We start from the raw sequence: 17,204 nt of genomic DNA on the forward strand, positions 1-17,204 counted from the left end.
CCCAACACCGGATGAAACAGCCGACCGCAGCCTGACTTTGATCTTGAGGTTGACACAAGGGGTGTCATGAGATCACCTCGGTCAGCCTGAACTTCTGGACCTTCCCGGTCGCCGTCTTCGGGAGCGCCTCGGCGTCGATGATCACGACCTCCTTGGGCACCTTGAATCGTGCGAGTGACGCTTTGCAGGCCGCGATGATGTCCTCGGCGTTCAGCGTGTGCCCTGGTGAGGGAACGACGTAGGCCCAACCCACCTCGCCCCACCGGTCGTCGGGCACCCCCACGACGTAGCACTGCGCGACGCCTTCGATCCGTCCGATGAACGTCTCTACCTCGACCGGCAGCACGAGCTCACCGCCGCTCTTGTAGACGTCCTTGCTGCGGCCGGTGAGCCGGAAGTAGCCCCGCTCGTCGACGTAGCCCAGGTCTCCGGATCGGAGCCAGCCGTCCTCGGAGACCGGTATCACGGCTGTGCCGTCCCAGAACCCCATGGTCACCACCGGACCACGCCAGGTGAGCTCGCCCGACTGGCCGGGTCCCAGCTCTTCGCCGGATTCCTGGTCGACCACCCGGAACTCGCACACGCCCCCTGACGCGCTGCCGAGCCCCGCGGGGCCCCCGAACTTCATCCGGCCGACCACCTCGGTCAGCTGCCCAATGGGGTCCTCGGGCAGCGTCACGACGATGGCTCCGCACAGCTCGGTCATGCCATACCCGGTGACCATCTCGCTCAGCCCGAGCCGCTCCGCCGCAGCCGTCCAGACCCATTCCGGGGATGGCGCCGCGGCGGAGAACATCGCTCGCAGCGAGTCGAGGTCGTAGGTCGCGATGTCGGGTTCTTCGAGGATCGCGATCGTCATCGTCGGCACGCAGAGGATGTCGTTCGCGCGGTGACGCTCCACGCCCCGCAGGTAGTCGGTCGCCGAGAAGCGGAGGCGCGGCATGACGGCCCCGCCGACCCATGTCGTGGCGAGCAGACCTTCGGCGTAGCCGAACACGTGGTAGAGCGGAAGCGAGAACAGGACGCGCCACCCATCGTCGAACCCGCGCGAGAGTGCCGATGCGAAGGAGTTCCGGAGGAGGCTGTCATGGCTGAGGACAACCGCCTTCGGGACTCCAGTGGTGCCCGAGGTGTAGAGGATGTCCGAGGGCCCAAAGGGGTCGACGGCGACCGACTCGTCCATCGGGTCGCTCGCGGCGACCTCGTCGAACAGCCGCGACCCCTCCACGTGGTCGTCTTCGCACGGCAGCACGACCACCTCTCGCAACGACGTGAGCTTGTTCCGCGCTCCCGTTCGCCAGCCGGGTTCGATGGCCTCGAGCGTCTGGAGGTAGTCGATGCCGTCGTGGCTGGACATGGTGATCAGCACAGAGCAGCCAGAGTGTCCGAGTACGTAGGCGAGCTCGTCGGAGCGGAGCTGGAAGTTGAATCCAACCGCCACGGCGCCCAGCCGCGAGAGCGCGTACTTGAGCGCCGGAAGTTCCGGGTAGTTCGCCAGGAGGATGCCGACACGGTCGCCAGGCCGGACCCCCAGACGCCGCAACCCCTCCGCGTAACGGCGCGAGAGTTCCGCGACGTCCGCATAGGTGAGCTCGAGCTCGTCGGTGACGATGTACGGGCGCTCGCCGTAGTCGGGCAGCAGTGCGTCGAGGTGCTCGTGCAGTGCTCGGGGCTGCCAGTGCGGGTACCGCGACTCGATTGCCGCCCGGCGGGCCGTGAGCCCGGGGTGGGAGCCGGGCAGTGCCTGCGTCATCTTTTTAATCTATCATAAAATAAGCCGGTATCAAGACGCTCGTCCATCGAAGAGTTCCCGGAGCCTCCCCGCCGGCAGCTGCAGAAACAAGGCCGGGCACTCGCCGGTGGCACCTCGCGATCGGCGATTTTCGCGAGCCCCCTCGTGTCCGGCGACCTCCATGGTCAGAGCGACACCAGCTGCGCCCGCAAGCCGGTTGGCGCGGGTCATCCGCTGATCCAGCACGAGTGCCGGGAAGCCGCCGTGCGCGTGACCGGGGTTCCCTTCGAATCTTGCCGAACCCGAGCCATCCGAGTTCCTCGTCTCACGGGCGCCGTTGCGAAGATGGGCCATCGAGCCCCGAGCCCCGAGCCCCGAGCCCCGAGCCCAAAACTAGATTAAATTAGACTACTCTGTGAGCCATGAATGCAGCGGTCATCGGCCAGCTGGCGAACAACTCGCGGAGCGTGCGAACCGTCATCACCGGCCTGCGCGACCATGGGCTTGGCAACGTGCTTGCCGAGCCCGCGGGCGCGTCCGCGGCCACGGACCGGTACGCGAAGAAGGACATGCTGTCGGTCGCGCCCAAGGCAGCCGTCGAGGCCATCACGCGCGGCATCGCCTCAGAGGAGGGCCGGTTCGGCGTGGGGGTGGTCGACAGTGGACTGTGGCACCAGCGCTTGGGGACCGCCGAGGACATCCCCCACGCCACACGGTTCTCCCCCTCCCCGCGAGCGGATTGGATCAGCGGCCAGCTGATCAATGTCGACGGCGGGTACGCCCTGTGACCCCACCGCGGGTGCGACCCGACCGGCGGACCACGTCCTATCCTCGGAGCGTGGCAGACTCCCCACGCAAACGCACCGACACCACCGACGGGTCCAAGGGCCAGCAGACACGCGAGCGGCTGCTGGAGGCAGCCGCAGCAATCCTCACGGAGAAGGGCTACTCCGGCACCCGGCTGGGGGATATCGCCAAGCGCGCCGAGCTCCAGGCCCCGGCGATCTACTACTACTACGATTCGCGCGAGGCTCTCATCGAGGACGTCGTGCGGCGCGGACAGCAGTCCGCGCAGGCGCACGTGGAGAACGCACTGGCCCAACTGCCGGACGGCACGCCGTTCCTCGAGCGCATCCGGTGCGCCGTTGAGGAGCACCTTCGCGTGGTGCTGAACCTGTCTGACTTCACGACTGCGGCGATCCGCAACATGGGTCAGCTACCCGAGGCCATGCGCAAGCAGATCCGTTCCGATCACAAGAGCTACGGCGAGCTCTGGCAGAGACTCTTCGAGGAAGCGCAGTCCAACGGCGAGATCCGGGGCGATGTCGACGTCACCGCCGCCCGTCTGCTGATCATCGGGGCACTCAACTGGTCTCCGGAGTGGTGGAGCACGCGCGTTGCCGATATCGACGATGTGGTGGCTGCGGCGATCGCCCTGACCGACGGACTGATCGCTCGACCCTAGCTCCCGCATCGGCAGCCGGGTCGGTTCCTGATGCGCCCGCGGATGAAGGTAGCCGCAGGCGTCCTTCACCCGCAGGCGGGAATCGCGGTGACTCAGGCGGTTCCGACAGAGGCGGTCTGAGTGAGGCGGTAGTCGTCCAGGTTGACCGAGCGCGTCATCTTCCAGTAGTCCATGACCCGCCACGGGGAGTTCGTGACGACGCGCCCACGGGAGTTGCGGTACCACGTGTTCAGCCCGTCGACATTCCAGATCATCTTCGCGTGGGCGGCGTCGACCTGGGCGTTGTAGGCGTCGCACACCTCCTGCTTCACCTCGATCCGCTCGAGCCCGAGCTGTGCCACGTGCCCGATCAGCTGTCCGAGGTAGTGCGCCTGGCACTCCGCGATCGTGATGTAGCTGCCCCCGTGCCCCAGGTTGGCGTTCGGGCCGTACATGACCAGCAGGTTCGGAAAGCTCGGCACCGTCATACCGAGGTAGGCCCTCGCATCCTCGTGAGCCCAGGCATCGCGGAGTGAGCCCACGGGTCCCTCGACGTCGATCTCGACGAGAAAGTCCCGCGCCTTGAAGCCGGTCGCGAGGATCACGACGTCGACGGTGTGCTCATCACCGTTCCGGTCCACCACTCCGCACTGGGTGAATCGTTCGACGCCAGAGGTCACGAGCTCCACGTCAGCGCGACGCAGGGTCCGGAACCAGCCGTTGTCGAGCAGCATCCGCTTGCCGAACGGCGGGTAGTCGGGCAGGGCCTTCTCGATCAGGTCGGGCCGCCCCTCGAGCTCACGTTGCAGGTAGTCGGTGAAGTACCGGCGATGGCCGTCGTTGATCGCGTTGATGGAACGCCCCTGCCCGTCCCATTCGGGGTCGACCTGCAACGACTCGTGCACCCGGTCGTTGTGGATCCACGCGAGCCGTGCTCGGAACCAGGGCTGATAGAAGGGCACCTCGCGCATCAGCCAGTGGATGCGATGATCCATGGCCCGGAAGTAGTCGGCGTTCGGTGCCACCCACTGCTTCGAGCGCTGGAAGATCGTCAACGAGTGGACGTCCTCCACGATGGCCGGCACGATCTGCATGGCGCTGGCCCCGCTGCCGACGACGGCGACACGCTTGCCGGCGAGGTCGACTGACTCGGGCCAGCGGGCCGAGTGGAACACCTCGCCGCAGAACTCCTCGACACCTGGGAAGTCCGGCACCGACGGCACGTTGAGCTGACCGACCGCCGAGACGACGAGATCGAACTCTTCCTCACCTTCGACCCCGCCGGTCCGGAACCCCACCGTCCACGTACCGCGCTCCTGTGACCACTTCAATCGTTGGACCTCATGCCCGAACCGGATGAGGTGTCGCAGGTCGAAGGCCGTCGCGAAGTCCTTCATGTACGTCAGCACCTCGTCGCGCTTACCGAAGTAGGTCGACCACTCGCGCTGAAAGAAGGAGAAGGAGTAGAGGTAGCTCGGGGTGTCGACGCCGCAGCCGGGATAGCGATTGTCGAACCAGCTGCCCCCGACCTCGGGATTGCGCTCGAAGACGACGCACTCGATCCCGCGGTCGCGGAGCTGGCGCGCCATGAGCATCCCGGAGACGCCGGCGCCGACGATGCCGACGCGAACCTCACGCGAAGGCCCCTGCGCGTCGATCCGCGTGTGCACCTGGCCTGCGCCACCGAGTCCGGCCTGCTCGCCGATCATCTCGGCGAACTCCACGGGCACCGGTTCACCCATGCATGCCTCGGTCATCGCGTGCAGCCGCTCGAGGTCAGGGCGGGCTATGGCCACCGCCGCTCCGTCAGCCCAGGCGCCGATAACGTCGACGGCAGCCGAGCGGATTTCCCGCTGGACCTGCTCGGAGAAGCCGCCCGAGTCGAGGTCGTCCATGCCCGGACTGCGCCGTGGACGGTAGGGCTCGCGGAGCCACTTCTCGTCCCCGGTCAAGTGGTGCAGCACCATCAGCACCGTCGGCAGATTGGCCACAACCAGGGCATCTGCAAGGCGTTCACGGTCCATGACACCCTCCTCTCGCGCTTAATCTATATTAGATTATACGCTGCGCAATGTGAGTGCACGCACACGGACTTACACAAGCTCGTCTGGCTGCTGACCGGCGTCGTCGCGGCGTGTGCTCGGTGTGGCGTTCGCCTTGGTCGAGTCCCGGGCAGCCGTTCCGATCATCAATCCGGGGTTGCTGGTCGGGCCCGCATCGGCCGGAACGAACATCGCGACCGTTGTCATCAGCATCGGCATCGCCGCCGTCACCTTGGTCCCGCAGTCCGCGCAAGCCGCCCCAGGCTGGCTACGGGTTGGGCTGCACCCCCGCGCTGCTGGTGGTCCCGACCGCAGCGCTGATGGTGGTCGCCACACCACTCACAACGCGACTCCCGCGCCGCCTCCAACCGCAGCACGTTCCATTTGGTGGAGCTGGGGGGAGCTGATTACAACCCGAAAGACAAGGTCACAGCCCTCGAAACCTTTCGGAAGAAACTCCCCCAGCTCGATACACCCGCCCCAGAACCCGCCCGACGGCAACCATCGAAGCGGGCACGCCAACTCACCGGCAACCAGGCCCAGGCGTCGACGAACCCCTTGCGTTCGAAGACCCGTGCCGCTGCATCGACGAGTTCCTGCACGCTGGTGGCGCGTTGCCGTGCCATTCCGCCTCTCCTTCCGGCCGGGCTTTCCTCCGGAGTCGAATGGGACGGTCACCGACTCACGCCGACTCGGTGACCGTCCCATTCGGGCCCGCCGGGGAAGACGCGACGCGGTCACCTGACGTGCGGCCGATAGGGCTTCTTCCCGCGCTCCCCGGCGTAGACGTCGTAGACGACGTACGACTTCGGATTGCCGAGGAAGAGGGTGTGGTTGGTGACCAGCACCCGGTCGTCGAGGAACGCGACACTCGCCGGGTCGTCCATGGGCACGTCGAGCAGGAAGTTCGCCAGGAGGTTCGGCGGGTTCCGCTTGAGCTCCTTGCCTTCCGGCGACACGACGACGACCGCCCTGGACAGTGCGAGCGCGGCGTAGATGTTGCCCGACTCCGCGATCGCGAAGCCGTCGATGCCGTCTCCGGGCTTGCTTTCCCAGAAGGTGTTCAGCTCGCCCGCACTACCGTCCGGCTCGATCTCCAGCGTGAGGAGGCGGCTGGTGTCCGGGCGCGGCGGGAAGCCGTGCAGCGGCCCGGTCAGCGACTGCGCGAACATGATCGTGTCCTCGTCGAGGAACTCGATGCCGTTGGGCCCGAAGACGCTTTCGATCCGCGGATCGCTGAACCACACCTCGGCCTCACCACCGCCCGGTGGCACTCGCCAGATCAGCGCCTGCGCCACATCGGTGATGTACATGCTGCCGTCCTTGCCGAACGTCACGCCGTCGCCGATGGCGCACTGCGTGACGAGCACCAGGCCGGGAGCATCCACACAGAGGCGCTTGACCTGGTGGAAGGTCGCGTACGTCCACTGTTCGCCCGTCTTCGGGTCCAGGGCGATCACTCGCCGCGGATACCGGTCCAGGGCGTAGATGATGCCGTCGCCGTCCTGGGTGCGCCCGACGATGCCGGCTCCACGGGTGGGGTCCTGCCCCTCGATGGGGTATTCCCTCAGCAGCTCGCCCTCACTGCTGTAGGCGAAGATCTTGGATGGCCCCTTCCGCGGCTCCAGAACCCACTGCTGGGTTCCGACGTAGACGGTCCGTCGTCGGCGACCGTGATGCCTTCGGGGTGCCCTGGCTGCGGTACTTCGGCGAAGACGTCGATGTCCAGCCATTCCCGCTCGGCCTCCGCGTGTGCCGCCGCGGACGCCCCTGTCATGGCGAGAGCCATGGCCGCCGCGACCGTCACCAGCCGCCGGACCCTCCCACCCTTGCGATGCGCATGCCACTTCATTGTGCCGTGCGCCTTCCCGCCCCACTGGTCAAGTGATTGCCGGCCGTGCGGTCAGGTGCTGCCGGGTCGCCAGCCACGGTGTCCACACGGCACAGACATCGGCGCGGCAGTCGTCGGAGGCCCGCGGCCGGTCAGTCGACGAGCTCGGCCAGCTCCGAGCCGCTCAGGCCCCAGGCGAGGAGGGCGGCCCGGGTGCCGGATCCCGGTTCGGGCGCGGGGCCTGGCGCGTCGGGCACCGTCCGGCTGAATCGGGGTGCGGGAGCGGGCTGCACGTCACCCGCGACACGGAGAAAGGTGCCACGCGCGATGTTGTGCGGATGTTCCGGCGCCTCGCCGAGCCGGTAGACCGCCGTCGCGCAGGCGTCCGCCGGCTCGAGGATCGCCGCCCACTCGTCCCGGCTTCGACGCCGGAAGACGCCGGCGAAACGTTGGGTGAGTTCGGGCCAGCGCGCTCGGTCCCATTGGGGGAAGTCGACGGGGTCGAGACCGAGCAACCGCAGCAACTCCGCGTAGAAGCGGGGCTCCGCAGCACCCACAGCCACATGACCACCGTCCGATGTGGTGTAGACGTTGTAGAAGTGCGCACCGCTGTCGAAGAAGTTGGTACCAGGCTCGTCGCCAGCCATTCCTGCGTTCCGCAGGGCGTGGAACACCGTGGTGAGCAAGGCCGTTCCGTCCACCATCGCAGCGTCCACGACCTGACCGCGGCCCGAATGGCGCGCCTCCAGGACAGCGCACACCACACCGAAGGCGAGCAACATACCGCCACCACCGAAGTCACCGAGCAGACTCAGCGGGAACAGCGGCTTCTCACCCTTGCGCGCGATCGAGCCCAAGGCTCCCGCCACGGATATGTAGTTGATGTCGTGCCCGGGCCGGTCGGCAAGCGGGCCCGTCTGGCCGTACCCGGTCGCTCTGCCGTAGACGAGCCGCGGATTCCGTTGCAGCAAGGTGTCCGGTCCGAGCCCGTGCCGTTCCAGCACGCCCGGCCGGAAGCCCTCGATCAGGGCGTCGGCCGATTCGACCAGTCGGCACACGAGCGCACGGCCGCGCTCGGTGCCGAGGTCGCACTCGACGGAAGGGCGCCCGCGATGCAAGTGGTTCCACGACCCCGCGCCCAGGCTGTCACCGTCGCGCCGTTCCAGCCGGACAACCTGCGCACCCAGGTCCGCCAGCAACATGCCGGCAAACGGAGTCGGCCCCATGGCAGCCAGTTCGACGACCCGGACTCCGGTCAGCGGTCCCGGCATGTTCAGCACCCCCAAATCGGTCGGCCCTCGACCGGACCCGAGGCGAAATCAAGACTGGCCAGGAAGTTTTTTATCGTGGCATGCCCGCTGCCGCCGGTCAACGAGGACCCGCGCCGCCGGAACAGCCCGGCAGCCCCCCCCCGGCGCCGACGGCGAGCGGAGTCAGCTCTCGTCGTCGGGGCGGATATAGCCGGACAGCAGGCCGTAAACCTGCTGGTAAAGCTGCTCGGCACCCATCCGCCCGGAGGGCCGGTACCACCGTGTGACCGACAGCAGCATCCCGTTGACCAGGTTAACCACGGTGCCGACGTCCAAATCGGACCGCACGACACCAGCCTTCGCGCAGTCGCTGAGCAGACCCTCCGCCGCGTGGTTCACGTCGCGAGCCCACGACCGGAAGTTGCGCAAGGCCTGTGTGGACAGCTGATGCTGGTCGGCGGTCAGTACCAGATAGTAAGTCTGGTACTTGATCGCGTTCTCGATGTGCATGCGCAGGTAGGCCTCCAGCTTCTCCCGCGCCGAGAGATCACTGGACACGATCCGGTCTATACCGTCCCGCAAGGGATAGATGAGCTGTTCCACGATCGTTTCGAGCAGCCAGCGCTTGGAGTTCACGTACTGGTACACGGTCGGCTTGCTCACCCCGGCCTCGGCGGCGATATCGCTGATCGTCGCCTCGACGAAGCCCTTGCGCTCGAAAACCCGTGCGGCCGCATCAACAAGCTGCTGCACGCTGGTCGCACGCTGGCGTGCCATGCTTTCCCCTCACCCCGTACCGGCTCGACGGCTCCCCGGGCCAAGTCTAACCGGTTAAGGTTAACTGACCCGGGCGGGCGGCCGGGTCGCCGCGTCAGCTTGATGCATGCGGCGCTGAGGTAGGAATTCTGCACGATGCCGCGCACGAGGTGGGCGAATTCCTCGGGCCTGCCGAGCCTGCGAGGGTTCCTCCACGGTGGCCACCAGGCCCTCTCGAACGGGCTCAGGCAACCCCGCGGCCATCGACGTGTCGAACAACCCGGGCGCGATGGTGTTCACCCGCACTCCCTTGCCGGCCAGATCGCGCGCGACCGGCAGCGTCATGCCGACGACCCCCGCCTTGCTGGCACTGTAGGCCGCCTGCCCGGTCTGCCCGTCGAACACCGCACCCGACGCGGTGTTCACCACGACGCCCCGCTCGCCGCCTTCCGGACCGTTGCGCAGCATCGCGGCCACCGCCACCCGCATGACGTTAAAACGTGCCGCACAGGTTGACGTTCACCACGTGCTGGAACGCCTCGAGGTCGGCGGGTTCGCCGCGATAGACGAGCTTGCCCAGGAGTCGCACCGGCCGCGCGCCGAGCCGCCGCGCCGTCTCAAGTGTGGTCACCACCGTGGCTGCCGCGCCGTCGCTCATCGGCGCACACATCGGCACTGTCAGGGGACCGCTAACGGGCCGCGCGGCCAGCACCTCGGCCACCGTCGTCATGCGGCCGTACTGTGCTTTCGGGTTGGCGGCGCCATGCTCGGCGTTCTTGACGGTCACGCGGGCGAAGTCCTCCGGCGTCGCATCAGTACGGTCCATGTACCACCGGGCGAACCTGGCGTAGCTGTCCATGAAGACCGAGCCGGTTCCCGCACTGCCGAGTTCCGTGGCAGTTTCCTCGAGCCGCTCCTGGTCGATGGCTGTACCCAGCGCGCCCAGCGACTTGGCCTTGTCTGCGGTCGTCAACTTCTCGGCGCCGACCGCGATCGCGATCTCCACCTGACCCGACGCGACGGAAAGCCACGCCTGATCGAGTGCGGTCGAACCCGACGCGCAGGCGTTCTCCACATTGATCAACGGGATCCCGGACAGACCGGCGTCCCGCACGGCGTGCTGCCCGCGCGAGGATTCCTGGCCCTGCTGTAGTACACGACGCGCGCCACTCGGCCGTCTTCTCGATGCGCGCGTCCTCGAGCGCCTCGGCCACCGCCTCGGCAACGAGCGAGCCCGTGGAGCGCTCCCGCCATTTCCCGAACGGCGTCATGCCGACTCCGGCAACCACAACCTCGCGCATGTCCACCTCACCGTATGGTAACTTTACCAGACAGTATTGTTTCATACCGCTCAACAGTCAACCGGCGTCGCGGATCCGGGCGACCGGCTTCCCGTCAACCGAGCCGACGACTCACCGAATGACTCGGCACGCTGATCCAACATCAGGCGCATGCCGACCGACTGCGGCAACCCAATGCTTGACAGCCATTCGCGGACACTGCTAGGCAGTTAACTTAACTGGTAAGTATGTTTTGGAGGACGGTTTGGCATCATCACGGCTGTCCGGCAAGGTCGCGATCGTGACCGGAGCGGCTCACGGCATCGGCGCCGCCATCGCGCGAAGCTTCGTCGCCGAAGGTGCACACGTGGCCCTCGCGGACATCGCGGATGCCGCGCTCGGCACGCTCGCCGGCGAACTGGGCCCTCAGGCCGCTCCGGTCCACTGTGATGTCTCGTCCGGCGACGACGTGCTGGCCACGGTGAAGTTCACCGTCGAGACCTTCGGCGGGCTGGATGTCGTCGTGAACAACGCGGCCACCGGATCATCGTCGATGCTCGTCGACATGCGCCAGAAGGAATGGGAGCGGGCCTTCGCGATCGGCGTCGGCGGCGTGTTCCACACCATTCGCCACGCGACTCCGGTCATGCGCGAACGCGGTGGCGGAGCATTCGTCAACATCTCGTCGGCGGCGGGTCGGCGCGCGGCGCGTGGAATGGCCGCGTACTCGGCGGCGAAAGCGAGTGTCGAGGCGCTGACTCGCTGCGCCGCCCTGGAGCTGCGAGAGGACGGAATCCGGGTCAACGCCATCGTTCCGGGCATGATCCGGACCGGTGCCGCCCAGGGCAACTCTGAGTTCCTCGGCCAGGCCGTCGGGATGGAGCTGGCCGAGTACGTGGCCAAACACCAGGGCCGCTGGGGAGAACCCGCGGAGGTCGCCGCCGTGGCGGTGCACCTGGCCTCGGCCGAGGCCGCATTCACGACCGGACATATGTACGTACTGGACAACGGTGCGACCACCCAGCTGTGAGGGTGGCGGAAAGCTGACGAAGGTGGCGGTGATGACCGAAGTTGTCGACAGGCAGGATCTCGTGCATTCCCTGCGCGATTTCTTCAAGCGCGAATGCGGGACCAGGGAGCAGCGGCGGGCGCTGAGTTCGGACGGATCGGTCACGCACAACCAGGAGCTGTACGCCAAGCTTGCCGACCTGGGCTGGCTCGGCTGCGCGATTCCCACGGAGTACGGCGGCGGGGGCGGCAGTGCCACTGATGCCTGTCACGTCGTGGAGGAGGCGGCCTACAGCTTGGCTCCGCTGTTCGGCCTCGCAGTCTCCCTGGTCAGTTCCACGGTGGTGGAACGCTTCGGCACCGAGGAGCAGAAGCGCGACATCCTGGGCGGGGTGTGCCGCGGGGAGGTGCTCGCGACGGCGATCAGTGAGCCGGGCGCGGGTTCCGATCCCGGCTCGATGATCTGCCGTGCGGAACGCCGCGGCGACACCTACGTCATCAACGGGCAGAAGACCTGGATCTCGTGCGCGCACATCGCCTCACGGATCCAGGTGCTGTGCCGGACCGACTCCAGCGGCGCGAAGCACGACGGGATCACCATGATCGACGTCCCCGCCGATGCGGAAGGACTCGAGGTGCGACCCATCCGCACGATGGGCGGTGACGAGGTGAACGACGTCTTCTTCACCGATGTCACGGTGGGGGCCGACCGGGTTATCGGTGAGCCAGGCAGGGCATGGCACCAGATCATGCGCACGCTCAACACCGACCGGTTGATGTGCGGTGCGGTGTTCCTCGGACGGGCTCGCCGGACCTTCGACGACGCGCTGGAATACGTGAGCACCCGCGAGCAGTTCGGCCGCCCGATCGGCAGCTTCCAGGCCATTCGCCACCGTATCGCCGACCTCGCCACCGAACTCGAATGCTGCCGTCTCCTGGTCTACTCCTCGGCGGCCAAGCTCGACGCCGATCCCGGCCGGTGCGTTCCCCGGGAAGCCTCGATGGTCAAGTTGAAGGTCACCGAAACGGCCAAGCGAATGGCCGTCGAGGGAATGCAGCTCTTCGGCGGCGCCGGCTACACGCTCGAACACGACATGGAACGGCATCTGCGCGAGTCGATCGTCTCGACCGTGTACGCCGGGACGAGCGAGATCCAGCGGGACATCATCGGAAGGTCGTACGGACTATGAGCTGCGCCGACGACGATTCCCCCCGCGTCCGGTACGAGCGTCCCGCCGACGGTGTCGCTCGTGTGGTCCTGGCCCGGCCGGACAAGCTGAACGCCCAGGACCGGCGGATGCTCCACGAACTGGACGACGCCTACCAGCGCGCGGTGCGGGAAGCCAGAGTGATCATCCTGGCAGCCGACGGCGAGGACTTCTCGTCCGGTCACGACTTGAACATCGAGCGCGCCTTCGCCATGGACGGCGTCCAGCCACGCACGCTCACCGGTGGCTTCGACGCCGCCGGCGCCGAAGGCTGGTACGCGGTGGAGGAGGAGATGTTCCTCGGGCTATGCCTCCGCTGGCGGGACATACCGCGTCCGGTGATCGCTCAGGTGCACGGGCGCGTCATCGGTGGCGGACTCGAGCTGATCTGGCCCTGTGACCTCATCGTCGCCGCCGACGACACGGTCTTCCTGGACCCGACGAGCGCCTTCGGCGCGGCCGCGGCCGAGTACTTCGTCCATCCCTGGGAACTGGGCCATCGTCGCGCGAAGGAGATGCTGTTCACCGGCGAGCCGATCAACGCGCAGGAGGCGCGGGCACTCGGCATGGTCAACCGCGTCGTACCGAGGGACGAGCTGGCGGCGACCACACTGGAGCTCGCTCAACGTATCGCGGCACGTCCGACGTTCGGCATCAGACTGGCGAAGCGTGCCGTCAACCGTGCGCTCGATCTCCAGGGCATGCGCGCGGCCGTGGAATCGACCTTCGACACCCATCACCTCGCGCACTCGCACAACAGAGAGCGTCACGGAACGCTCATCGATCCGGCGGGACCCGAGATCATCCGGGCCGAGGCGCGGGAACTGCGGACGTCTCCCGGCGAACCTGCCGACGGATCGGCGACGTAGCAGCTTCGCCCGCGGAATCCGGGCCCCGGTGTCGTCTCCGGCCGGCCCGCGCAGCACGACAATGGAGGTTTCTCATCATGACCAGTAGCTCGTCCGTCGTCGGTTACCGGACCGAGGGCAGTACGGCGTGGCTGACGCTCAACCGCCCGGAAGCGCGCAACGCGTTGTCCTTCGAGGTGCTCGACGGGATCTCGGCATCGCTCGCCCGAGCCGCGGAGGACTCCTCGGTACGGGCGGTCGTAATGGCGGCCAGCGGCAGCGTCTTCTGTGCCGGTGCGGATCTGAAGATGGTGCTGGGTTCACTGCACGACGAAGGACCGGGCAGGTTCCTGCGCCGAGCAGCCGAGGTGTTCGAGGAGGTCGCCCGCCATCCGCATCCGGTCATCGCCGCCGTGCAAGGGCATGTCGTCGCGGGCGGCCTGGAACTCGTCCTCGCCTGTGACCTGGTGGTGGCCGCCGAGTCGGCGACGTTCAGCGACGGGCACACCCGGTATGGACTGTTCCCCGCCGCGGGCGGGGCGACACGGCTGCCCCGGCGCATCGGCGCCAACCGAGCCAAACAGCTCCTGTTCACCGCGGAATCGTGGAGCTCGGAACGCATGCGCGAAGCCGGATTGGTCAACGAGGTCGTCGCGGACGACGCGCTCGCCGACCATACCCGCGAACTGGCGGACACCATCGGCCGGCGCAGCCCGCTGGGCTTGGCCGGCATCAAACGGGTGGTGGACGAGAGCATCGACAAGCCACTGGGCGACGCGCTCGCCGCGGAGCTCGCGGCCTGCGAGGAGTATTCCGCGAGCGCGGATTTCAAGGAAGGCCTGCGCGCCTTCACCGAACGACGTGAACCCACGTTCCTCGGCGAGTAAGGCCGCTCCCGAGCAAACCGGAAAGCGCCGCCGGCTTCCCGGACGCGGAGGCGTGCGGGAAGCCGAAAATATGTACTTGATGGTCAAGTACAGCCGGTCGCACTACGACTATTGCGGGGCCGGCACGCGTCGAGTAGCCCACGAGTCCCACTGGCAACCCCAGGCGAACCCGTGTCAATTCGACAAACCCGCCCCCGTGACTCGAAGGCTGCCCTTTCGGCGCGCCCGGCGTCCGGCTCAGGGCTCGAACCATTGCCCGCGGCACGGACTTGCCGCAAATCGATGACGGCTGCTATTGAATACTTACTGGTTGGTTCAGTTCTAGTCCGGCGAACCTCATCGGCAAGGCAACATCGAGGATTCTCGAAGAGGAGACAGATCATGAGCAGGTCATTCGACACCGTCGTCGACGGCGGGCGCTATTTCGAGGGCACCCGCTGGCACGAGGGCCGCTGGTACGCATCCGACGCCCTGGCCGGCATCGTCTGTGCCTTCGAACCATCCGGGGAACGCGAAGACCTGATGCGCGTGGACGCGCTGTGCTCCGGCCTCGGCTGGCTGCCGGACGGATCGCTGCTCGTCGTGTCGATGAAGGACCGTTGCCTGCTGCGCAGGTCGCCCGACGGCGCGGTGAGCACCCATGCGGACCTGTCCGACGTCGCGCCCTACTGGATCAACGACATGTGGGTCGACACCGAGGGCCGTGCCTGGATCGGGACCATCGGCTTCGCGATCGACCAGGGGCAGGACCCCCGGCCCGGCGAGCTGTTCCGGGTCGATCCGGACGGCACCGTGGCCGTCGCGGCCCGCGACCTCTGGTGTCCAAACGGGATCGTCCTCACCGACGGCGGTAGCACACTCGTCGTGGCGGAGTCGTTCGCCGCACGGCTCACGGCGTTCACCATCAACAGCGACGGCTCACTGAGCAACCGCCGCACCCTGGCGCAGTTCGGCGAGCCGCCCGCTCCCGGCAGCGCGCAGGAGATGCTGGCCGCCATGAAGGTGACCCCGGACGGCCTTACCGTCGACGCCGAGGACCACATCTGGGCCGCCGACGCGGCGCAGCGGCGCGTGGTGCGCGTGTCCCCCACCGGGCAGATCGTCGACGAAATCGCTCACCCGAAGGGCACCAACACCTACACCTGCGCCATCGGTGGTCCGGACGGCCACCAGCTGCTCATCGCCGCCTCGGAAGGGATCTTCGAAGCGCTCGCGGGCGTGGAAGGCACCGCTGAGCTGATCACGACGCGGGTGGACGTACCCGCACCGAAGGCATGACCGGATCGAACACACCGACGTAGAAGGGCAAACACATGGATCCGGTGGAAGTCCTGCGCCGCAACGCCGAGCGCAACGGCGAGAAGGTCGTCTTGCTCTGCGGCGGACGTCAGCAAACCCACGGCGAACTGTACGAGCGGTCCTGTCGGCTGGCCAACGCGTTGCGCGCCGCCGGGATCGAACAAGGCGAGCGGGTCGCCCTGCTGGCCGACAACTGCTTCGAGGCACTGGAACTCGTCGGGGGGCTGACGCTCGGCGGCTATGTGCGCTGCCCGCTCTACGCCCACGACAGCGCGCAGCGGCATCGCTATCTCCTGGACCTGACCGAGTCCGCGGCCTTGATCGTCCAGGACAAGCACTATCCGGCGATCGCCCCGGTCCTCGGCGAGTGCGCGAAGCTGCGGCTGGTGATCGTCGTCGGTGAGCCGCCCGACGACGACGTTCGCCAGTACGAGGCGATGCTCGTCGAGGCTTCGTCCAGCCCGCCCCCGGTCACCGTGCGGCCCGACGATCCCTTCCAGATCCGGTTCTCCGCGGGCACCACCGGACTCCCCAAGGGAATCCTGCATACGGTGCGGGGCTGGATGGCCGTCGGCGAGGAGATGTTCACCTCCGTCCGTCCCGGACTGTCGAATACGGACCGGTATCTCGCGGCGGGACCGCTGACCCACGCGGCAAGCATGCCGATCTGGCCGTTGCTCGATGCGGGCGGCTCGATCGTGGCCATGACGGCGTTCGACCCGGCCGAGTTCCTCAAGCTGGTGGAAACCGAACACGTGACCATGACGGTGCTGGTGGCGACCATGGTGCAGATGGTCACCCAGCACCAGGACGCAACGGTGCGGGACCTGTCCAGCCTGCGCGTGGTGTTCTACGGCGCGTCGCCGATCCCGGAGTCCATCCTCGTCGGCGCGATCGGCGTCTGGGGCAACATCATGCATCAGCAGTTCGGCCAGAGCGAAGTGGCGCCGGTCGCCGAGTTGCTCCCGGAACACCACGTCGTGGACGGCACGCCGGAACAGCGTCGCCGCCTGCGGTCGGCCGGGAAACCGACCGTCAACGCGCGCATCCGGATCGTGGACGACAACGACAACGAGCTGCCTCCGGGCGAGGTGGGCGAGATCGTGGCGGTCGGGCCGAACCGCATGGCGGAGATCTGGCGCGATCCCGAGGCCACAGCGGCGCGCATCACCAGCGACGGCTGGGTGCGCACCCGGGACATGGGCTATTTCGACGAGGACGGCTTCCTGTACCTCGCCGACCGCAAGGAAGACCTGATCATTTCGGGCGGGTTCAACATCTGGCCTGCCGAGCTCGAGAACGCGCTGACCGAGCACCCGGGTGTGTCCGAGGCGGTCGTGGTCGGCGTCCCGCACCCGAAGTGGGTGGAGACGCCCCGGGCCGAGATCGTGCTGGACAAGCACTACGACGGTGACGTCACCGAGGAGGAGCTGATCGAGTGGACAAGGGAGCGACTCGGCTCGGTCAAGAAGATCACCGGTGTCCGGTTCGTCGATGAACTGCCGAAGACACCGATCGGCAAGGTGCTGCGGCGTGTGGTGCGGGACCGCTACCGCCAGGCGTGACCACGGCAGGCCGGGCGGGTGCGGCGGGTATCGCGCGCGGCCCGGCCTGCCGAC

16 protein-coding genes are annotated in these 17,204 nt (G+C 67.4%); 8 read left to right on the forward strand and 8 right to left on the reverse strand.

Annotated elements, in window-relative coordinates; genetic code table 11:
- Positions 1–64 precede the first annotated feature (64 nt).
- Complete coding sequence (locus FCN18_RS34850) at positions 65–1,753, reverse strand: class I adenylate-forming enzyme family protein (protein ID WP_137097203.1); 1,689 nt, start codon at positions 1,751–1,753, stop codon at positions 65–67.
- Positions 1,754–2,154: 401 nt separating this feature from the next.
- Here FCN18_RS34850 and FCN18_RS34855 point away from each other — a divergent pair, with 401 nt between their 5' ends.
- Together FCN18_RS34855 and FCN18_RS34860 are read left to right on the forward strand one after the other, a co-directional pair.
- Positions 2,155–2,520, forward strand: coding sequence for a Rossmann-fold NAD(P)-binding domain-containing protein (locus FCN18_RS34855; RefSeq protein WP_137097204.1), 366 nt, complete (start codon positions 2,155–2,157; stop codon positions 2,518–2,520).
- A 50-nt stretch (positions 2,521–2,570) separates the two neighbouring features.
- On the forward strand, positions 2,571–3,197 hold the full coding sequence (locus FCN18_RS34860) for a TetR/AcrR family transcriptional regulator (RefSeq protein WP_112276308.1): 627 nt from the start codon (positions 2,571–2,573) through the stop codon (positions 3,195–3,197).
- A 92-nt stretch (positions 3,198–3,289) separates the two neighbouring features.
- Here the strand turns inward: FCN18_RS34860 and FCN18_RS34865 are convergent, their stop codons facing one another.
- The 7 genes from FCN18_RS34865 to FCN18_RS40400 all read right to left on the reverse strand — a co-directional run bounded on the left by FCN18_RS34865 (position 3,290) and on the right by FCN18_RS40400 (position 10,280).
- On the reverse strand, positions 3,290–5,200 hold the full coding sequence (locus FCN18_RS34865; RefSeq protein ID WP_137097205.1) for a flavin-containing monooxygenase: 1,911 nt from the start codon (positions 5,198–5,200) through the stop codon (positions 3,290–3,292).
- Positions 5,201–5,269: 69 nt separating this feature from the next.
- Complete coding sequence (locus tag FCN18_RS39330) at positions 5,270–5,437, reverse strand: hypothetical protein (protein ID WP_158303238.1); 168 nt, start codon at positions 5,435–5,437, stop codon at positions 5,270–5,272.
- A 518-nt stretch (positions 5,438–5,955) separates the two neighbouring features.
- Positions 5,956–6,951 (reverse strand): SMP-30/gluconolactonase/LRE family protein, encoded by a 996-nt coding sequence (locus FCN18_RS34870; RefSeq protein WP_137097206.1) that lies wholly within the window; start codon positions 6,949–6,951, stop codon positions 5,956–5,958.
- A gap of 250 nt (positions 6,952–7,201) precedes the next feature.
- Entirely contained in the window at positions 7,202–8,320 is a 1,119-nt protein-coding gene (locus FCN18_RS34875) for a CaiB/BaiF CoA transferase family protein (RefSeq protein ID WP_112276369.1), read from the reverse strand.
- 162 nt (positions 8,321–8,482) lie between these two features.
- Positions 8,483–9,076, reverse strand: coding sequence for a TetR/AcrR family transcriptional regulator (locus FCN18_RS34880; protein WP_112276314.1), 594 nt, complete (start codon positions 9,074–9,076; stop codon positions 8,483–8,485).
- Between the two features lie 60 nt (positions 9,077–9,136).
- Entirely contained in the window at positions 9,137–9,538 is a 402-nt protein-coding gene (locus FCN18_RS40395; RefSeq protein ID WP_233520441.1) for an SDR family NAD(P)-dependent oxidoreductase, read from the reverse strand.
- 10 nt (positions 9,539–9,548) lie between these two features.
- Positions 9,549–10,280, reverse strand: a complete 732-nt coding sequence (locus FCN18_RS40400) for a thiolase family protein (RefSeq protein ID WP_137097207.1) — start codon at positions 10,278–10,280, stop codon at positions 9,549–9,551.
- A 356-nt stretch (positions 10,281–10,636) separates the two neighbouring features.
- Between FCN18_RS40400 and FCN18_RS34895 the strand changes: the two genes are divergently transcribed.
- The 6 genes from FCN18_RS34895 to FCN18_RS34920 all read left to right on the forward strand — a co-directional run bounded on the left by FCN18_RS34895 (position 10,637) and on the right by FCN18_RS34920 (position 17,150).
- A complete protein-coding gene (locus tag FCN18_RS34895) occupies positions 10,637–11,365 on the forward strand; it encodes an SDR family NAD(P)-dependent oxidoreductase (RefSeq protein ID WP_158303239.1) in 729 nt (242 codons plus the stop codon).
- 31 nt (positions 11,366–11,396) lie between these two features.
- Complete coding sequence (locus FCN18_RS34900; protein WP_113645059.1) at positions 11,397–12,533, forward strand: acyl-CoA dehydrogenase family protein; 1,137 nt, start codon at positions 11,397–11,399, stop codon at positions 12,531–12,533.
- Positions 12,530–13,420, forward strand: a complete 891-nt coding sequence (locus FCN18_RS34905) for an enoyl-CoA hydratase (protein WP_137097208.1) — start codon at positions 12,530–12,532, stop codon at positions 13,418–13,420. Before FCN18_RS34900 ends, FCN18_RS34905 begins: the two co-directional genes overlap by 4 nt.
- Before the next feature lie 77 nt (positions 13,421–13,497).
- On the forward strand, positions 13,498–14,286 hold the full coding sequence (locus FCN18_RS34910) for an enoyl-CoA hydratase/isomerase family protein (protein ID WP_112276324.1): 789 nt from the start codon (positions 13,498–13,500) through the stop codon (positions 14,284–14,286).
- A gap of 381 nt (positions 14,287–14,667) precedes the next feature.
- On the forward strand, positions 14,668–15,564 hold the full coding sequence (locus FCN18_RS34915) for an SMP-30/gluconolactonase/LRE family protein (protein WP_158303240.1): 897 nt from the start codon (positions 14,668–14,670) through the stop codon (positions 15,562–15,564).
- A 35-nt stretch (positions 15,565–15,599) separates the two neighbouring features.
- The gene (locus FCN18_RS34920; protein ID WP_137097210.1) at positions 15,600–17,150 is read left to right on the forward strand and encodes a class I adenylate-forming enzyme family protein; all 1,551 of its coding nucleotides are present in this window, start codon (positions 15,600–15,602) and stop codon (positions 17,148–17,150) included.
- Positions 17,151–17,204: the final 54 nt, after the last annotated feature.

It is taken from the genome of Prauserella endophytica (genome assembly GCF_005146945.1).
GTDB classification, from domain to species: Bacteria; Actinomycetota; Actinomycetes; order Mycobacteriales; family Pseudonocardiaceae; genus Prauserella_A; species Prauserella_A endophytica.